The 18880-nt window shown below is 57.3% G+C and carries 12 protein-coding genes; all 12 read left to right on the top strand.

The genetic code is table 11. The features are described 5' to 3' along the window. The first annotated feature begins 565 nt into the window (after positions 1-565). Positions 566-1093, top strand: coding sequence for an RNA pyrophosphohydrolase (gene rppH, locus PanJK_RS09840; RefSeq protein WP_007890933.1), 528 nt, complete (start codon positions 566-568; stop codon positions 1091-1093). Positions 1094-1105: 12 nt separating this feature from the next. Continuing rightward, the gene (gene ptsP / locus PanJK_RS09845) at positions 1106-3352 is read left to right on the top strand and encodes a phosphoenolpyruvate--protein phosphotransferase (RefSeq protein WP_256697265.1); all 2247 of its coding nucleotides are present in this window, start codon (positions 1106-1108) and stop codon (positions 3350-3352) included. A gap of 113 nt (positions 3353-3465) precedes the next feature. Further along, positions 3466-4347: a prolipoprotein diacylglyceryl transferase gene (lgt, locus tag PanJK_RS09850; RefSeq protein ID WP_008109262.1), complete on the top strand. Its 882-nt coding sequence runs from the start codon at positions 3466-3468 to the stop codon at positions 4345-4347. After that, on the top strand, positions 4344-5138 hold the full coding sequence (gene thyA, locus PanJK_RS09855; RefSeq protein ID WP_176973571.1) for a thymidylate synthase: 795 nt from the start codon (positions 4344-4346) through the stop codon (positions 5136-5138). Before lgt ends, thyA begins: the two co-directional genes overlap by 4 nt. Positions 5139-5351: 213 nt before the next feature. Beyond that, entirely contained in the window at positions 5352-5822 is a 471-nt protein-coding gene (locus PanJK_RS09860; protein ID WP_256697261.1) for a prepilin peptidase-dependent protein, read from the top strand. Then, positions 5813-6352, top strand: coding sequence for a prepilin peptidase-dependent protein (locus tag PanJK_RS09865; RefSeq protein ID WP_265299335.1), 540 nt, complete (start codon positions 5813-5815; stop codon positions 6350-6352). The genes PanJK_RS09860 and PanJK_RS09865 overlap by 10 nt, the downstream gene beginning before the upstream one ends. After that, a complete protein-coding gene (locus PanJK_RS09870) occupies positions 6349-6771 on the top strand; it encodes a DUF2509 family protein (protein WP_256697258.1) in 423 nt (140 codons plus the stop codon). Before PanJK_RS09865 ends, PanJK_RS09870 begins: the two co-directional genes overlap by 4 nt. Positions 6772-6787: 16 nt before the next feature. Then, positions 6788-7045: a prepilin-type N-terminal cleavage/methylation domain-containing protein gene (locus PanJK_RS09875; RefSeq protein WP_265299336.1), complete on the top strand. Its 258-nt coding sequence runs from the start codon at positions 6788-6790 to the stop codon at positions 7043-7045. Positions 7046-7114: 69 nt separating this feature from the next. Then, the gene (gene recC, locus PanJK_RS09880; RefSeq protein ID WP_265299337.1) at positions 7115-10495 is read left to right on the top strand and encodes an exodeoxyribonuclease V subunit gamma; all 3381 of its coding nucleotides are present in this window, start codon (positions 7115-7117) and stop codon (positions 10493-10495) included. Positions 10496-10602: 107 nt separating this feature from the next. Next, complete coding sequence (gene ptrA, locus PanJK_RS09885; protein ID WP_265299338.1) at positions 10603-13500, top strand: pitrilysin; 2898 nt, start codon at positions 10603-10605, stop codon at positions 13498-13500. Further along, a complete protein-coding gene (gene recB / locus PanJK_RS09890; RefSeq protein WP_265299339.1) occupies positions 13497-17036 on the top strand; it encodes an exodeoxyribonuclease V subunit beta in 3540 nt (1179 codons plus the stop codon). The genes ptrA and recB overlap by 4 nt, the downstream gene beginning before the upstream one ends. Beyond that, positions 17033-18871, top strand: a complete 1839-nt coding sequence (gene recD / locus PanJK_RS09895) for an exodeoxyribonuclease V subunit alpha (RefSeq protein WP_256697252.1) — start codon at positions 17033-17035, stop codon at positions 18869-18871. The genes recB and recD overlap by 4 nt, the downstream gene beginning before the upstream one ends. Positions 18872-18880 lie beyond the last annotated feature (9 nt).

The following is an 18880-nucleotide window of genomic DNA, read 5'->3' on the forward strand; positions in this document are numbered from 1 at the left end:
GAATGGGACGATCCAGTGATATGGCCCGGTTATCCCAGCTTGTTATCGACAATGAACAGGTGTTGAACCTGGTTATCCACAGAAAAGTGGGGTAACACCCTTTTGTCCATACCCCTGTTTCCATTTACAGCCTTGACTTTCGTGTTTTGAACGCTTTTTTTCCTTTCTTTGACCAGGTTTAGGGCATTCTCTGTGGATAAAAACGTCGGTGATGGATCTTTAACCGATCGAAAAAACCGAGCGGAGGATAACCGTTGATCCTGATCGTAATTTAACGGTTAATAAGTTTTATATCGATGAAATATATCGTATTTATCGTCGTTATCATGCTGGGTGATGAGATTTATCCGAAGTGGTTATTCAACTCATTCCCGTGTTCTGCACAAAGCTATCCACAGAAAACGTGAATAAGATCGCCGATAAATGGGGGCGTCTGTTTATAACTTGGCTAATCTCTGTGAGTTATCCTGTTTTTATTCCGCCTGCGGCCCGCTATCCAGTGGTTTACCGCCTGTAAGGAGTGTGAAACAATCAGGCTATTCAAATTTAGCTTTGAGGTAGTCCAGTGATCGATGATGATGGCTACCGCCCGAATGTTGGTATCGTAATCTGTAACAGGCAAGGACAAGTGTTGTGGGCCAGGCGCTTTGGACAGCACTCCTGGCAATTTCCTCAGGGAGGCATCAATCCGGGTGAAACTGCTGAACAGGCGATGTATCGCGAACTGTTCGAAGAAGTGGGTTTACACCGCAAAGATGTTCGAATACTTGCTTCAACCCGAAACTGGTTACGCTACAAGTTGCCAAAACGTTTGGTGCGTTGGGACACAAAGCCGGTGTGTATCGGCCAGAAACAAAAGTGGTTTCTTCTGCAGTTGATGTGTAGTGACGCGGAAATCAATGTGCAGCACAGTAGCACGCCGGAGTTTGATGGTTGGCGCTGGGTTAGCTTCTGGTATCCGGTACGTCAGGTGGTCTCTTTCAAGCGCGATGTTTATCGCCGCGTAATGAAAGAATTCGCGGGCGTAGTGATGTCTATGCAGGAGAGTGCGGGGCAGCGGAATAACGCCGCCCAACGACGTAAAAGAGGATAGGCCACGCCCTTTATGCTCACTCAGTTACGCGAAATTGTAGAGAAAGTGGCGAGTGCTCCACGTCTGAATGAAGCACTCGACATTCTGGTAAACGAAATTTGCCTTGCGATGGAAACCGAGGTTTGCTCGGTTTATCTCGCCGATCACGATCGTCGTTGCTACTACCTGATGGCGACACGCGGGCTAAAAAAGCCGCGTGGTCGTACGGTCACGCTGGCGTTTGATGAAGGCATTGTTGGCCTTGTTGGACGCTTAGCTGAGCCAATCAACCTCGCCGACGCGCAAAGCCATCCCAGCTTCAAATACATTCCTTCTGTTAAAGAGGAGCGCTATCGCTCCTTCCTCGGCGTCCCGATCATCAGCCGTCGCCAGCTGCTTGGCGTGCTGGTTATCCAGCAGCGCGAACACCGTCAGTTTGATGAAAGCGAAGAGTCTTTCCTCGTCACGCTCGCCACGCAAATGGCGGGCTTGCTGTCGCAGTCGCAGCTCGGTCAACTGTTCGGTCAATTCCGTCAGACGCGGGTAAAAGCCATTGCTGCGGCGCCTGGCGTGGCGGTTGCGCCCGGTTGGGTGGATGAAACTCAACCGCTGCTCGACCAGGTTTCTGCTGCGTCCACGCTCGACGTGCAGCGTGAACGCGAGCGTCTGGTGCTGGCGATGGGCGAAGCCGGCAACGAATTCCGCCGCTTCAGTAAACGCTTTGCTGCCAGCGTGCAGAAAGAGAGCGCGGCGATCTTCGACCTCTATTCGCACCTGCTTACCGATGCGCGCCTGAAAAAAGATCTGTTTGATGAGATCGAGCGCGGATCGGTAGCCGAGTGGGCAGTGAAAACGGTGATCGAGAAGTTCGCCGAGCAGTTCGCCAACCTGCAGGATCAATATTTACGCGAGCGCGCCGGCGATCTGCGCGTGCTCGGTCAGCGTCTGCTGTTCCACCTCGATGATTCACTGGTCGGCACCAATGCGTGGCCGGAACGCTTCGTGTTAGTCGCCGATGAACTCACCGCCACCACGCTGGCGGAATTGCCGCAGGAGCGTCTGGCGGGCGTGGTGGTGCGCGACGGCGCGGCCAACTCGCATGCGGCGATTTTGACGCGCGCGATGGGCATTCCCACCGTGATGGGCGCGGATATCCTGCCGGCGCAGCTCAACAAACGCTTGCTGATTGTTGATGGCTATCGCGGCGAAGTGCTGATCGATCCGGAACCGGTGCTGGTGCAGGAGTATCAGCGTTTGATCAGCGAAGAGAACGCGCTGAGCAAAATGGCCGAAGGCGTGGTCGAGCAGCCCGGCGAGCTGAAAAGCGGTGAGCGCATTCAGGTGATGCTGAATGCCGGTCTCAGCGCGGAACACGAGCAGGCACTGGATAACTGGGTAGATGGCATCGGTCTGTACCGCACCGAAATTCCGTTCATGCTGCACAACGGCTTCCCGTCCGAAGAGGAGCAGGTGGCGCAGTATCAGGGCATGCTGCAGCTGTTCTACGACAAGCCGGTGACGCTGCGTACGCTGGATGTCGGCGCGGATAAACAGCTGCCGTATATGCCGATCAGCGAGGAGAATCCGTGCCTTGGCTGGCGTGGCATTCGCCTAACGCTCGATCAGCCTGAAATCTTCCTGGTACAGGTGCGCGCCATGCTGCGTGCCAACGTGGCGTCTGGCAACTTAAGCATTTTGCTGCCGATGATCAGCCATATCGATGAGATCGATGATGCGCGTCGTCTGATCGATCGCGCTGGCCGCGAAGTGGAAGAGATGCTCGGCTATGTGATTCCTAAGCCGCGCATTGGCATCATGATTGAAGTGCCGTCGATGCTGTTTATGATCCCGCATCTGGCGGATCGCGTGGATTTTGTCTCCGTCGGTACCAACGATTTGACGCAATATTTGCTGGCGGTCGATCGTAACAACACGCGCGTGGCGAACCTGTATGATTCGCTGCATCCGGCGATGCTGCGGGCGCTGCACACCATCGCCAGCGAAGCCCGCCAGGCCAAACTGGAGCTCTGCTTGTGTGGTGAAATGGCCGGCGATCCCATGTGTGTCGCGCTGTTAGTGGGCATGGGATATCACCATCTCAGCATGAACGGCAAGAATGTACCGCGTGTGAAATATCTGCTGCGTCATCTCGACTTTGAAGAGGCGCAGAAGCTTAGCGAGCATGGGCTGGCTGCGCATACCGCCTCGGAAGTGCGCCATCTGGTCTCTACCTTTATGGAGCGCCGTGGTTTAGGCGGTTTAATTCGCGGCGGGCGTTAACGGTTACATCTTCGCGACCTGTGTTAAACGTGGCTGTGCTATTATGCGCGGCCTTTTATTATGTGAACCCTTAGCCAGACCCGTTTCAGGGCAGAAAAAAACAGTGGTGAAAGATGACTGACGGCTACATTTCGTTTCCCCAATTCGATCCGGTAATTTTCTCTATCGGACCGGTTTCGCTTCACTGGTACGGCTTGATGTATCTGGTGGGCTTTGTATTTGCCATGTGGCTGGCGACGCGACGCGCCAACAAACCTGGCAGCGGCTGGAAAAAAGAGGAAGTGGAAAACCTGCTGTATGCGGGCTTCCTCGGCGTATTCCTCGGTGGACGTATCGGCTATGTGTTGTTCTACAACCTGCCGCTGTTCCTGGAAAATCCGCTGTATCTGTTTAAGGTCTGGGATGGCGGCATGTCGTTCCACGGCGGCCTGATTGGTGTGATTGTGGTGATGCTGATCTTCGCACGCCGCACCAAGCGTACTTTCTTCCAGGTGGCGGATTTCATTGCACCGCTGATCCCGTTTGGTTTGGGTGCCGGTCGTCTCGGTAACTTCATCAATGGCGAACTGTGGGGCCGCGTGGCGCCCGATTTCAAATACGCGATGTTGTTCCCGGGTTCACGCAGCGAAGATATCGCGCTGGCGGCCAACAATCCGCAGTACCAGGAGTTGCTGAACACCTACGGCGTACTGCCGCGTCATGCGTCACAGCTGTATGAGCTGTGCCTCGAAGGTATCGTGCTGTTCATCATTCTCAACCTGTTTATCCGCAAGCCGCGCCCAATGGGCAGCGTCTCGGGCCTGTTCCTGATTGGCTACGGCGCATTCCGCATTATCGTGGAGTTCTTCCGTCAGCCGGATGCGCAGCTTGGCCTGTTTGAAGGCGGCGTCAGCATGGGACAGATTTTGTCGATCCCAATGATTCTGGCCGGTGTGATTATGATGATCTGGGCGTATCGTCGTCGCCCGCAGCAACAAACTCGTGAGGTAAAATGAAACAGTATCTGGACCTAATGCAACATGTGCTGAATGAAGGCGCTGAAAAGGCCGACCGTACCGGCACCGGCACGCTCTCGATCTTTGGCCACCAGATGCGTTTCAATTTGCAGGACGGTTTTCCGCTGGTTACCACCAAGAAAGTGCACCTGCGCTCGATCATTCATGAGCTGCTGTGGTTCCTGAAAGGTGAGACCAACATCGGTTACCTGAAAGAGAACAAGGTCACCATCTGGGACGAATGGGCAGATGAGAACGGCGATCTTGGTCCGGTGTATGGCAAGCAGTGGCGCAGCTGGGGCAGCGCGTCGGGCGAAGAGATTGATCAAATCAGTAAAGTGATTGAGCAGTTGAAGCGTGACCCGGATTCGCGCCGCATCATCGTCTCGGCGTGGAACGTGGGCGAGCTGGATCAAATGGCGCTGGCACCTTGCCACGCCTTCTTCCAGTTCTACGTGGCGAACGGCAAGCTCTCTTGCCAGCTCTATCAGCGTTCGTGCGATATCTTCCTTGGTCTGCCATTCAACATCGCCAGCTATGCGCTGCTGGTGCATATGGTGGCGCAGCAGTGCGATCTCGAAGTGGGCGATTTTGTCTGGACCGGTGGCGATACCCATCTGTACAGCAACCATTTAGAGCAAGCACGCCTGCAGTTAACGCGCGAACCGCGTCCGTTGCCGAAGCTGGTGATCAAGCGTAAACCGGCCTCTATCTTTGATTATCAGTTCGATGATTTCGAGATTGAAGGCTACGATCCGCATCCCGCGATTAAAGCGCCCGTCGCAATTTAACACCACACTCGTAGGGTCGCCATTCATGGCGACCTCTACTCACCCGCACCTCAATCCTCACCGCATCTCACTCTCCAACCGCACCTCAATCCTGAATCCGCCTCACAAAACGCTGTATCCCACTGCACACCTCACCCGATTCCCTGCGCAACGTTTCCCAACGCTGATTTCCCAAGCTTGTTCAACCTCATGCCGCTGGGCACATTACCCGCCATGAACAGAAACGATAACCACGGCTTCACCTTGCCCGAACTGCTATTGGTGATGGTGATCGCCGGCATACTCAGCGTTGGCGCGCTGCATGGTTGGCAGCGCTGGCAGCAATATCAACAGCTGCGCGACAGCGTACTGCAACTGCAGGGATTTCTGCTGCGCCTGCGCGCCCATGCTAACTGGCACAATCGCGATCTCACGCTGTGGCTACAAAGCGGTGAAAACGGTTGTCTTGGCGCGGGAGCCAAACCGGCAGAAGGCTGCGCATTGCCCTCGCGCTGGTTATTTAAACCACCGCACGACAGCGTGCGCCTTGTCGCCATCACCGGCGACGTCGGTTTTTACGGACGGCGTGATGTTGCGCGTCCTGGCAGCATCGATCTCGCCAGTGCGGCGGGGCGCTGGCGCTTAATCATCTCCGCCAGAGCGCGCATCCGCGCCTGCCAGCCGGGAGAAAAAGGATGCGAATAGCGCAACGTGGATTCAGCCTGCTGGAGATGCTGATTGCCATGGCGATAGGCGCGGTACTGATGATCAGCGTCGGGCGATTTTTACCGCTGCTGCTGGAGCAGAATCTGCGCCTGCAACAGCGCGTGCAGTTACAGCAGGAGCTGCAGCAGATCGTCAATACGCTGCAAAAAGCGCTGCGCCGAGCCGGCTATTGTCACGGCCAGTGCAGCGGTTCGGCACTAACGATTGCCGCCAGCGGCAGTTGCGTTTTACTGCGCTGGGATGAGAATAGCAACGGGCGCTGGGAAGGCGTGGGCCACAGCGAAAGTGACTATTACGGCTATCGGCTGCGCAGCGGACAGCTTGAAATGCAGCGTGGCGTGGATGAGTGCAACAGCAGCGGTTGGGAGAAACTCTCCGATCCGGCGTTTCTCACCATCGATACCTTCAAGCTTGAGCGGCAGGGAACGCGTCTGGTGCTGCAACTGGCGGGACACGCTGACAGCCAAAGCGTAGAACTGGAAAACTGGATTGAAGGAATCAATCTGTGAAGCAGCGCGGCAATAGCACGCTGGGCATGGTGCTGATGATGTTACTGATGGGCGGATTGACGCTACACGCCACGCGAACGCAGCTTTCGCAAAGCATGGTATTAGTGGCTGACGAGCAACTGCACGGCCAGGATTTCTGGCAGGCGCAGGCGGCGTTAGAGTGGGGCAGCGTGCAAAACTGGCCGCAGGCCACCGGCTGGCAATGTCAGCAATGGACAGCAGAGCAGTGGCAAAGCTGCCTGCTACGGATGGAGGATGACAATGCGTTGTTATCGGGACATGGAGAAGGGCGCGCGCTGTGGCTCTATCGTTGGGTATCAATCCCCAACACGCAACCACAGCGGCAAGCGCATGGCTGGATCGATTACTGTCCGCTGTCGCAGCCGGCGCTGTGCCAGCCAGAAGCAGCAGGGCTTTAGCCTCGCAGAAACACTGGTGGCGATGCTGTTGTTGGCGATGACCATCAGCACCTTGCTGCAATATCATCGCGCGCTGGCGCTGGGTTTTAGCCAGCAGTGGCAGCAGCGACAGGCGTGGCGTGTTGCCGGTCAGGCGTTGCTTGGACGTGAGGTTGAGGGATGGCAGAATCAGCGCCAGCAGCAGAGCCTGGCGGGCGGCTGTACGCTGGAGCGCGTGACGGTTACGGGTCCACAGCAGCGTTCCGCCTCACTGGCGCAGCTCAATTGCCACTAGCGGTAGGCATCGCAGGTGATAAACGGTAGAGTGGCTCGGCTGCGTTGTTGTCTTGTGTTTAGGAGAAATATGTTCCGGGTCTATCACTCAAATCAGCTTGATCTGTTGAAGAATCTGGCAGGAATTCTGATTGAAAATCAACCGCTGGCCGACCCGCTGGCGGCTGAGCAGGTGCTGGTACAAAGCCCAGGCATGGCGCAGTGGCTGCAAATGGAGCTGGCTAACAGTTTCGGCATTGCCGCCAACATCGATTTCCCGCTGCCTGCCAGCTTCATCTGGAACATGTTCGTCAAGGTGCTGCCCGATATTCCTGAAGAGAGCGCCTTTACCAAAGCCAGCATGAGCTGGAAGCTGATGCATCGCTTGCCAACTTTGCTGGAGCAGGACGCATTCCAGCCGCTGCGTCACTACCTCAATGATGATGACGATAAGCGCAAGCTGTATCAGCTCAGCGCCCGTGTTGCTGACCTGTTTGACCAATATCTGGTGTATCGCTCGGACTGGCTCAACAGCTGGGAGCGCGGTGAACTGATTGATGGCTTGGGCGAATCGCAGCAGTGGCAGGCGCCGCTGTGGTGCGATCTGGTCAACTTCACCGAAAGCCTGGGTCAGCCGATGTGGCATCGCGCCAATCTCTATGCGCGCTTCATCCAAAAGCTGGAACAGGCGCAAACGCCGCCGGCAGGCTTGCCGCAACGCGTGTTTATTTGCGGTATTTCCGCGCTGCCTCCGGTCTATCTGCAGGCACTGGAAGCGCTGGGTCGGCACATTGATATCCATCTGCTGTTCACCAACCCCTGCCGTCACTATTGGGGCGACATTCAGGATTATGCTTTTCTGGCGAAGCTGCAAAGCCGCCAGCGTCGCCGCATACAATCGGACGAGCTGCAGCCGCTGTTCCGCGATCCAGCCAGCGCGCCGGCATTGTTTAACGACATCGGCGAGCAGCAGCTAACCAATCCGCTGCTGGCATCATGGGGCAAACTGGGGCGCGATAATCTGTTTCTGCTGAGCCAGATGGAATCCGCTGCCAACGACATTGATGCCTTCGTTGAGATGCCACAAGACAATCTGCTGCACAGCTTGCAAGCGGATCTGCTCAATCTGGACGATAGAGCGGTCATTGGCCTTAATGCGGGAGAACTGGCGAACAGCGCCGAGAAACGCCTGCTTGATCCGGAAGATCGCTCGATCACGCTGCAGGTGTGCCACAGCGCCCAGCGTGAAGTTGAAGTGCTGCAAGATCATCTGCTCACGCTGATGGAAGCCAATCCCGAACTCAAGCCGCGCGACATCATCGTGATGGTGGCGGATATCGACAGTTACGCCCCTTTTATTCAGGCAGCTTTTGCCAGCGCGCCGAGCGAACGCTATTTGCCGTTCGCCATTTCCGACCGCCGCGCCAGTCAGGCGCATCCGGCGATTCTGGCGCTGCTCAGCTTGCTGTCGCTGCCTGAAAGTCGCTTTGCCTCCGAAGATGTGCTGGCGCTGCTTGAGGTTCCCGCGCTGGCACAGCGCTTCTCGGTAGATGAAAGCGGGCTGCGACTGCTGCGCCGTTGGGTGATGGAGTCCGGCATTCGCTGGGGATTGGATGATGCCAGCGTGGAAGCGCTGGCGCTGCCGGTAACCGGGCAACACACCTGGCGCTTCGGCTTGCAGCGCATGCTGCTCGGCTATGCGCTGGAGAGCCGCAACGGTGACTGGCAAGGGATCCTGCCGTATGACGAATCCAGTGGTTTGATCGCTGAACTGGCGGGTCATCTGGCTGAACTGCTATCGCGACTGGAAGAGTGGCGTGCGCGTCTGGCAGAAGAACGCACGCTGGCAGAGTGGCAGCCGCTGTGCCGTGAGCTGATTGAGTGCTTCTTTAGCGGAGACGCCGAAAGTGAAGCCGCGCTACTGCTGGTGGAAACGCAGTGGAAACAGATTATCGAACAGGGCATGCAGGCGGCGTATCAACAGCCAATTCCGGTTACGCTGCTGCGTGATGAGCTGCGTTCACGCCTCGATCAACAGCGCATCAGCCAACGTTTTCTCGCTGGACCCATCAACTTCTGTACGCTGATGCCGATGCGTTCCATTCCCTTCAAAGTCGTGTGTTTGCTGGGCATGAACGATGGCGTCTATCCGCGCACCTTAGCGCCGCTTGGTTTCGACCTGATGCAGCAACAGATGCGCAAAGGCGACCGTAGCCGCCGCGACGATGACCGCTATCTGTTCCTCGAAGCGCTGATCTCGGCGCAGCAGCAGCTCTATATCAGCTACATTGGCCGGGCGATTCAGGACAACACGGAGCGCTATCCATCGGTATTAGTGAGCGAGCTGGTGGATTATCTGGGACAAAGCTTCCGTCTGCCGGGGGATGAAGCACTTGAACCCGATATCAGTGAGCAACGCGTGCGCGACCATCTGCAAAAGCTGCACAGCCGCATGCCGTTTGCCGCAGAGAACTTCCAGCCGGGCGTACACGGGCAAAGCTTTGCTGCGGAGTGGCTGCCAGCGGCCAGCGGCAGCGGCGTGGCACAGCCGGATTTTGTACAGCCTTTGCCGCCTGCACCGTTAGAAACCTTGTCGCTGGAGCAACTGCTGCGCTTCTGGCGTCATCCGGTGCGCGCCTGGTTCCAGCAGCGCTTGGGTGTGGCCTTCTGGATGGAAGAGAGCGAACTGCCCGACAGCGAACCGTTCGCGCCTGATAGCCTCGAACGCTACCAAATCAACGCCCAATTACTGAATACGCTGGTCAACGGTGACGATCCGGCGCAACTGTATGCGCGCCATCGCGCGGCAGGCAATCTGCCTTACGGCGCGTTCGGGGAACTTTTCTGGCAGAGCCAGACCGAAGAGATGCTGGAAGTGGCAGTCGAGGTGAGCGGTCAACGCCAGCCCGCCGAAAGTTGGGAAATCAATCTGGCGCTCGGCGCAGTGCAATTGACCGGCTGGCTAACGCAGGTGCAAGCTGATGGCCTGCTGCGCTGGCGTCCGGGCGTGCTCAACATGAATGATGGCCTGCTGTTATGGCTGGAACATCTGGTGTATTGCGCATTGGGCGGCAGCGGTGAAAGCCGCATGTACGGTCGTAAACAGAGTCACTGGCGCTTCGCGGCGCTGCCTGCTGAACAGGCGCTGTCGCTGCTGAATGAGTATGTTGTGGGTTATCAGGCCGGATTAGTCCAGCCGCTGATGCTGCTGAATAAATCCGGCGGCGCCTGGTTGGAAGCCAGCTTTGATAGCAAGTCGCAGCAGTTGCTGGAAGATGAAGCAACGCAGAAAAAGGCACTTAACAAATTGCTGCAAGCCTGGCAGGGTGGTTTCCAGGTGGAAGGCGAGGGCAGCGATCCCTATCTGCAGCGCCTGAGTCGCTCATTGGATGATGATGCCGTGCAGGCGATAACTGCCGCCGCACGCCAATGGTATTTGCCGGTGCGCCTGGCGCATCAAAATGATGAATAGCAAGGGAATACGGCCTCGTTTGAGGTTGTTCCTGACACGATAAGAAAGTTTGTCTATTTCACCGCTGGGCACACAGCAAGCGGAAAAGGGTAACGTAAGGGGTTTAAATGCGGATTTACGCACGCTGGATTGGAGCGCTGCTGCTGAGCACGTTAGCGCTGAATGCCTTTGCCGATACCGATCGCGGCTGGCAACCCATCAATGACACCATTCGTAAAAGCGATCACGATCCACGCAGTTACCAGGCGATTACATTAAACAACGGCATGACCGTGCTGCTGGTCTCGGATGCCGAAGCGCCTAAATCACTGGCGGCGCTGACCTTACCGATTGGTTCGCTGGACGATCCTAATCAGCAACTGGGTTTGGCGCACTATCTCGAACACATGGTGTTGATGGGATCAAAGCGTTATCCGCAGCCTGATAATCTCGCCGAATTCCTGAAAAAGAATGGCGGCAGCCACAATGCCAGCACCGCGTCGTATCGCACGGCGTTCTATCTGGAAGTGGAAAACAGTGCGCTGCAGCCAGCAGTCGATCGTCTGGCTGATGCGATTGCTGAACCGTTGCTCGATCCGGTTAATGCCGACCGTGAGCGCCATGCGGTCAACGCAGAACTGACCATGGCTCGCTCTCGCGATGGCTTGCGCATGGCGCAGGTGGGCGCAGAAACCCTTAACCCTGCGCATCCGGGTTCGCGCTATTCCGGCGGCAACCTCGATACGTTAAGTGACAAGCCGGACAGCAAATTACATCAGGCGCTGACCGATTTTTATCACAGCCATTATTCCGCCAATCTGATGAAGGCGGTGATCTACAGCAACAAACCGCTACCCGAGATGGCCGACATTGCGGCAAAAACCTTTGGTCGTGTGGCTAATCATCAGACCACCGTGCCAGAGATTGACGTGCCGGTGGTGACCGACGCGCAGAAGGGCATCATTATCCATTACGTGCCCGCGCAGCCGCGCAAGCAGTTAAAAATTGAGTTCCGTATCCCGAACAACAGCGGCCAGTTCCGCAGTAAAACCGATACGCTGATCAGCTACATTCTCGGCAATCGCAGCAAAAACACCCTCAACGACTGGCTGCAAAAGCAGGGGCTGGCGGATGGCGTCAGTGCAGGTGCTGACCCAATGACCGAGCGCAACAGCGGCGTCTTCGCTATCAGCGTCTCGTTAACCGACAAAGGTCTGGCGCAGCGCGATGAAGTGGTCGCTGCGGTGTTTAGCTACCTCGATATGCTGCGCAGCAAAGGCATCAGTAAAGCGTACTTCGATGAAGTCTCCCACGTGCTGGCGCTGGATTTCCGTTATCCATCGATTACCCGCGATATGGATTACATTGAGTGGCTGGTGGATACCATGCTGCGGGTGCCGGTTGAACACACGCTGGATGCGCCGTATCTGGCAGATCAGTTCGATCCCGCCGCAATCAAAACGCGTCTCGATGAGATGACGCCGCAGAACGCGCGTATCTGGTACATCAGCCCGCAGGAGCCGCATAACAAAGAGGCCTACTTTGTGAATGCGCCCTATCAGGTGGACAAAATCAGCGAGGCCCAATTCAGCGACTGGCAGCAACGCGCCGCACAGCTCCAGCTGTCGATGCCCACGCTGAATCCCTACATTCCGTCGGATTTCTCCATCATTCCTGCCGATGGCAAAACCTACGATCATCCGGTCGCACTGACCAATGGCGACAGCATGCGTATTTACTGGATGCCAAGTCAGCTGTTTGCCAGCGAACCGAAAGCCGCTATCACCCTGGCGCTGCGTAACAAATCCGCGATTAGCGATGCGCGCCAGCAGGTGCTGTTTGGCTTGAATGACTATCTCTCTAGCCTGGCGCTGGATGAACTGAATTCGCAGGCCTCGGTTGGCGGCATCAGTTTCTCCACCGGGGAAGATGATGGCATCGTGTTTAGCGCCAGCGGTTTTACCCAACGTCTTCCGGAATTGCTGAAGAAGCTGGTGGAAGGTTACGCCACCTTTACGCCGGATCAGCAGCAGCTGGAGCAGGCCAAATCCTGGTATCTGGATCGACTGGAGGCAGCAGAGAAGGGCAAAGCGTTTGAGCAGGCGATTCAGCCGATGCAGATGTTGTCGCAGCTGCCTTACACCCAGCGTGAAACGCGCCGCAAACTGGTGAAGGACATCACGCTGAAAGAGGTCACCGATTACCGCGATGCGCTGATTCATCATGCAACGCCGGAAATGATGGTGGTGGGCAATCTCTCTGCCGATCGCGTGAAACAGCTCGGCGATGAGCTGCAGCAGCAGTTGCAGAGCGATGGTCACGGCTACTGGCACAGTGATTATGTGTCGGTGGATAAAGCGATGAAGGCCAACCTGCAAAAAGCCGGCAGTAGCACCGATTCGGCGCTGGCCGCACTGTATGTGCCGTTGGGCTTCAGCGAATATCAAAGCATGGCCAACAGCACCATGCTGAGCCAGATCGTCCAACCCTGGTTCTACAACCAGTTGCGTACCGAAGAGCAGCTCGGCTACGCGGTGTTTGCGTATCAGATGCCGATTGGTCGGCAATGGGGCATCGGTTTCCTGCTGCAAAGTAACAGCAAGCAGCCGGCGTTTTTACTGCAACGCTTCCAGGCGTTTTATCCGCAGGCGGAACAGCGTCTGCGCAGCATGAAAGCGGAAGATTTTGCCCAGTATCAGCAGGCGCTAATTAACGATATGAAGCAGCGCCCGCAAACGCTGGATGAAGAGGCGAACCGCTTTAACCGTGACTTTAAACGTCAGAACTTTGCTTTCGATACGCGTGAAAAGGCGATTGAGCAAATCCAGCAGCTAACACCAGCCGGTCTGGCCGACTTCTTCCATCAGGCGGTATTAGCAAAAACAGGCATGGCGATGATTTCGCAGATTGGCGGCAGCCATGATGGCGCGACCAAAGATGACTACGCGCAACTGCCGGGCTGGACCACATGGGATGAGGTCCAGAAACTGCAGCAATCGTTGCCCGTGAAGAGTGACACGCAATGAGTCTGCTACCTGAATCGCTCAATCCTCTGACGCTGCCGCTGCGCGGTGAGCGTCTGATTGAGGCCTCCGCCGGGACCGGTAAAACCTTTACCATCGGGCTGCTCTATCTGCGGCTGCTGCTGGGATTGGGCGGACAACATGCTTATTCGCGTCCGCTGTCGGTAGAAGAGATTCTGGTGGTAACCTTTACCGAGGCCGCTACCGCTGAACTGCGCGGGCGTATTCGCGCCAACATCCACGAGCTGCGGTTAGCCTGCCTGCGCGGCATTAGCAGCAATCCGATGCTGATGCAGCTGCTGCAAGAGATCCCGCAACCCGCCGATGCCGCCTCGCTGCTGCTGGCCGCCGAACGTCAGATGGATGAAGCCGCCATTTTCACCATCCACGGCTTCTGCCAGCGCATGCTGAATCTCAACGCCTTTGAGTCCGGCATGCTGTTTGAACAACAGCTGATTGAGGATGAACAGCTGCTGCTGCGCCAAGCGACCGCCGATTTCTGGCGTCGTCACTGCTATCCGCTGACGCTGGATGTTGCGCGGGTAATTGTCAGTGAATGGAGCGGCCCAGAGCAGTTGCTTTCCACTTTGCGTCCGTGGTTGCAGGGCGAATCGCCCAGCCTGCGCCTGCCGCCTGCTGACAGTGAAACTCTAGCTTCACGCCACAGCGAAAACCTGGCGCGTATCGCCGCCATGAAAGCGCAATGGCTGGCGGTGGGTGAAGAGGTGCTGACGCTGGTGGGGCAATCTGATGTGGATAAGCGCAGCTACAGCAGCAAAAATTTGCCGGTCTGGGTCAACAAAGTCAGCTCCTGGGCGCAGAGCGAAACGCGTGATTATCAGGTGCCTGCCGAACTGGCGCGCTTCGGTCAGCGCATGCTTGAAGAGAAGACCAAAAAGGGCAATCCGCCGCATCACACCCTGTTTGACGCCATCGACAGTTTCCTTGCCCAGCCGCTGTCGCTGCGCGATCTGGTGATTGCGCGCGCGCTGGTCGAGGTGCGCGCTGCGGTGCGCAAAGAGAAACGTCATCAGGCGCTGTTAGGCTTTGATGATTTGCTGAGCCGCCTCGACGAAGCCCTGCAACAGCCGAGCGGTGAGCAGCTGGCGCAGGCGATTCGCCAGCGTTTCCCGGTGGCACTGATAGATGAGTTTCAGGACACCGATCCGCTGCAATACCGCATCTTCCGCACGCTTTACATCAATCAGCCAGCGCATGCGCTGCTGCTGATTGGCGATCCCAAACAGGCGATTTACGCGTTTCGTGGCGCGGATATTTTTACCTATATCCGCGCGCGCAGCGAAGTCAGTGCGCACTACACGCTGGACACCAACTGGCGCTCGTCGCCAGCGATGGTCAATAGCGTTAATCAACTGTTTGCACGCCTCGACGCGCCCTTCCTGTTTGCGGAGATCCCGTTCCAGCCGGTGCAGTTCGCACCACCAAACCAGCCGTTGTCTCTTAGCATCGATCAGGTTGAGCAAGCGGCGTTACGCTTCTGGCTACAACCAGGCGAAGGCTGCAGCGTTGGCGATTATCAGCAACGTATGGCGCAGCAGTGTGCAGCCGATATTAGTCGCTGGTTGCAGGCCGGGCAGCAGCAGCGCGCGATGCTGGGCAAAGCGCCCACTTTGCGGCCGGTACAAGCCTCTGACATCACCGTGCTGGTGCGCAGCCGTAACGAAGCCAACCTGATTCGCGAAGCACTCAATCTGCTGGGCATTCCATCGGTTTACCTGTCGAATCGCGACAGCGTTTACACCACGCCGGAAGCGCGTGAGCTGTTATGGCTGTTGCAGGCAGTACTGGCGCCGGAGCAGGAGCGTATGCTGCGCACCGCGCTGGCAACCTCGCTGTTTGCTTTTGATGCCTCGCAGCTGGATGCGCTGGATCAGGATGCGCGCGGTTGGGATGAACTGGTGGATACCTTTGCCCGCTGGCAGCTGGTGTGGCAGCAGCGTGGCGTCTTGCCGATGCTGCGCGAAATGATGCTGGAGCGCCAGCTGGCGGAAAATCTGCTGGCCTCGGAGAACGGTGAGCGTCGTCTGACAGATTTACTGCATCTGGGCGAACTGCTGCAGGAAGCGGCTGCACAACTGGATAGCCCGCATGCGCTGGTGCGCCATCTGGCACAGCAGATCGCGCGTCCGGACAGCCAGTCTGCCAGCCAGCAGCTGCGTCTGGAGAGCGATCGCCATCTGGTGCAGATCGTCACCATCCACAAATCTAAAGGCCTGCAATATCCGTTAGTGTGGCTGCCGTTTGCCGCCGGTTTCCGCGAGGCCGATACCGCGCTCTATCACGATCGTGAGAACTTTGACGCGGTGCTGGATCTGCAAGCCGACGAGGAGAGTCTGGCGCTGGCCGAACAGGAGCGTCTGGCGGAGGATTTACGCCTGCTTTACGTGGCATTGACCCGTTCGATCTATCACTGCAGCGTCGGCGTGGCACCGCTGTTTCGCGGCACACGCAAGAAAGAGGGCGAGAGCGATTTGCATAAAAGCGCGCTCGGTTTTCTGTTGCAGCGCGGCGAAGCGGCGACGGCCGAACAGCTCGGTGCGTTACTGCATGACATGGACGCGGCGGGCACCGATGTGGTGCTGGCAGTAGATATGCAAGCCGAGCGCTGGCAGGTTGAGGCTATCGCCGATAGCGAATTGGGCGCGCGATCCGTAACGCGCGTGCTGGCCGATCCGTGGCGCGTCACCAGTTACTCCGGTTTGCAGCAGCACAGTGCTCATCGTCTGCTTGAGGTGATGCCGAATTTTGATGTCGAAGCGGCAGGCGAAGAGGAGCGTGAAGAGGAAGAGGAAGCAGCGCTCACGCCACATCATTTCCCGCGCGGTGCTGCGCCGGGAACATTTTTACACGAGCTGTTCGAATCGCTGGATTTCCCGCAGCCGCCTTCTGAAGAGAAGCTGGCGCAACATCTGCAGCAAAACGGCTATCCGCTGCACTGGCAGCCGATGCTCAGCGCGTGGATTACGCGTGTATTGAGCACGCCGCTCAACGCGCAGGGCATTCATCTGGCACAGGTGCAGAGCAGCGATCGTTTGGTAGAGATGGCGTTCTATCTACCGATTGACAACGTGCTGACCGCGCACGAACTGAGCGCGTTAATTTCTCAGGATGCGTTATCGGCACAGGCTCCGCCGCTCGATTTTCGTCAGGTGCAGGGCATGCTGAAAGGCTTTATCGATCTGGTTTTCCGCTGGCAGGGCAAATATTACCTGCTGGATTATAAATCCAACTGGCTCGGCGACAGCCATGAGGCTTACACGCCGCAGGCCATGGCGCAGGCGATGATCGACCACCGCTACGATTTGCAGTACCAACTCTACACGCTGGCGCTGCACCGCTATTTACAACATCGCGTGCCGGATTACGATTATGAGCAGCATTTCGGCGGTGTGTTTTATCTGTTCCTGCGTGGCATGGACGGCAGTTCGCCAGACAACGGTGTGTTCCACACCCGCCCGACTTTCGATTTTGTTTCACAACTGGATAGCCTGTTTCGCGGGCCGGGAGCGACAGCATGAGCGGTATGACCGCGCTTTTAGCACAGGCGGCTGAGCTGCGTTTGCTGCGCTCGCTGGATGTCCAGTTCGCTCAACTGCTGGCCGACGACGAGCAACCGGCGCGTTTGCTGCTGGCAGCGTGCCTCAGCGCGGAGGCGGGAGATGGGCATGTCTGTTTGCCGTTATCACAGCTAAGCCGTGACAACCTGTTTAAAGGGCGTCATGCGGAGCTGGCGCAGGCCATCTGGCAAGCGGCAGGCGAACCGCAGGATTGGGCTGCAATTTTAAGCGGCTGGTCGGCGCTGAGTCGCAGCGAGCAAGCAGCGCCCATCGTGCTGAGCGAAGATCGTCTCTATCTGCATCGTCTTTGGCACAACGAAGGGCAGGTGGCGCGTTTCTTCCAGACTCAACCAACATCACAAGCTTTTGCGGCTGAAGAGGTGCGGCTAGTGCTGGATCAGCTGTTTGGCATCGAGCCGGATAACTGGCAGAAGATTGCGGCTGCGGTGGCGCTGACGCAGAAAACTGCGGTGATCTCGGGCGGTCCCGGCACCGGCAAAACCACCACGGTGGCAAAACTGCTGGCGGCGCTGATCCGTCTCAGTGAAGGCGCGTTACGTATTCAGTTGGCTGCACCAACCGGTAAAGCGGCGGCGCGTCTCACCGAATCGCTGGGCAAGGCGCTGCAAAAGCTGCCGGTGAGCGAGGCGGAGCGGCAGCGCTTTCCAGCCGATGCCACCACGCTGCACCGCTTGTTAGGCGCGCAGCCGGAAACGCAGCGCCTGCGCTATCACGCCGGGAATCCGCTGCATCTGGATGTGCTGGTGGTGGATGAAGCCTCAATGGTCGATCTCGGCATGATGGCGAACCTGATTGCGGCATTGCCAGCGCAGGCGCGCGTGATATTTCTTGGCGATCGCGATCAGCTGGCGTCGGTGGAAGCGGGCGCGGTGCTCGGTGACATCTGTCGTTGTGCCGAAGCCGGATACAGCCCGATGCGTGCTGCGCAGCTGAGTGCGCTCACCGGCAGTGAAGTAGCGGGTAACGATGACAGCAGCGCGCCCGCCGTGCGCGACGCGATTTGCCTGCTGCGTAAAAGCTACCGCTTTGACGCCAACTCCGGCATTGGCCAACTGGCCGCAGCGGTTAACGCCGGTGATGTAAAGGCGGTTGAAGCTGTGTTCCAGGCCGGTTTCAGCGATATCACCCGTCAACCTTTACAGGATGCGGATGCGTATCAGGCGATGCTGACGGAGATTGCTGCCGGTTATCAGCCATTCCTGAAACTTATTAGCCAACGCGCTGATCCTGCAGAGATTATCGCGGCATTTGGCCGATATCAGCTGCTGTGCGCGCTGCGTGAAGGGCCGTTTGGCGTGCAGGGATTGAACCAGCGTATTGAGCAGAAGCTGATGCAGCTGCAGCTGATTCGTCGTCCAACCGGCGGCAGTCGCTGGTATCAGGGACGTCCGGTGATGGTGACACGCAACGACAGCGCGCTGGGCCTGTTTAACGGCGATATCGGCATTACGCTGTTTGATGAGGAAGGTCTGCTGAAAGTGTTCTTCCCGTTGCCGGATGGCAGCATTAAAGCGGTGCAGCCGAGCCGATTGCCGACGCACGATACCGCGTGGGCGATGACGGTACATAAATCGCAGGGTTCGGAGTTTGATCATACGGCGCTGGTGATGCCGGCGCAGTTTCTGCCAGTGTTAACGCGCGAACTGATTTACACCGCGATTACCCGCGCACGTAAGCAGCTGACGTTGTATAGCGATGACAGCGTGTTCCGCCGTGCTGTGCAGTTGCGTACCCAGCGACGCAGCGGTTTGCTGGAGCGGTTGAGCGGTGAGTAAAGCTGGTGC

It is taken from the genome of Pantoea sp. JK, assembly GCF_026130245.1.
Classification (GTDB): domain Bacteria; phylum Pseudomonadota; class Gammaproteobacteria; order Enterobacterales; family Enterobacteriaceae; genus Pantoea; species Pantoea trifolii.

What these genes read in the sequence shown, in the direction of transcription:
- PanJK_RS09865 (WP_265299335.1), top strand. Translation starts at nt 5,813, where the DNA reads ATGCGAATAGCGCAACGTGGATTCAGCCTGCTGGAGATGCTGATTGCC.
- recC (WP_265299337.1), top strand. Translation starts at nt 7,115, where the DNA reads ATGTTCCGGGTCTATCACTCAAATCAGCTTGATCTGTTGAAGAATCTG.
- ptrA (WP_265299338.1), top strand. Translation starts at nt 10,603, where the DNA reads ATGCGGATTTACGCACGCTGGATTGGAGCGCTGCTGCTGAGCACGTTA.
- recB (WP_265299339.1), top strand. Translation starts at nt 13,497, where the DNA reads ATGAGTCTGCTACCTGAATCGCTCAATCCTCTGACGCTGCCGCTGCGC.
- thyA (WP_176973571.1), top strand. Translation starts at nt 4,344, where the DNA reads ATGAAACAGTATCTGGACCTAATGCAACATGTGCTGAATGAAGGCGCT.
- PanJK_RS09860 (WP_256697261.1), top strand. Translation starts at nt 5,352, where the DNA reads ATGAACAGAAACGATAACCACGGCTTCACCTTGCCCGAACTGCTATTG.
- lgt (WP_008109262.1), top strand. Translation starts at nt 3,466, where the DNA reads ATGACTGACGGCTACATTTCGTTTCCCCAATTCGATCCGGTAATTTTC.
- ptsP (WP_256697265.1), top strand. Translation starts at nt 1,106, where the DNA reads ATGCTCACTCAGTTACGCGAAATTGTAGAGAAAGTGGCGAGTGCTCCA.
- recD (WP_256697252.1), top strand. Translation starts at nt 17,033, where the DNA reads ATGAGCGGTATGACCGCGCTTTTAGCACAGGCGGCTGAGCTGCGTTTG.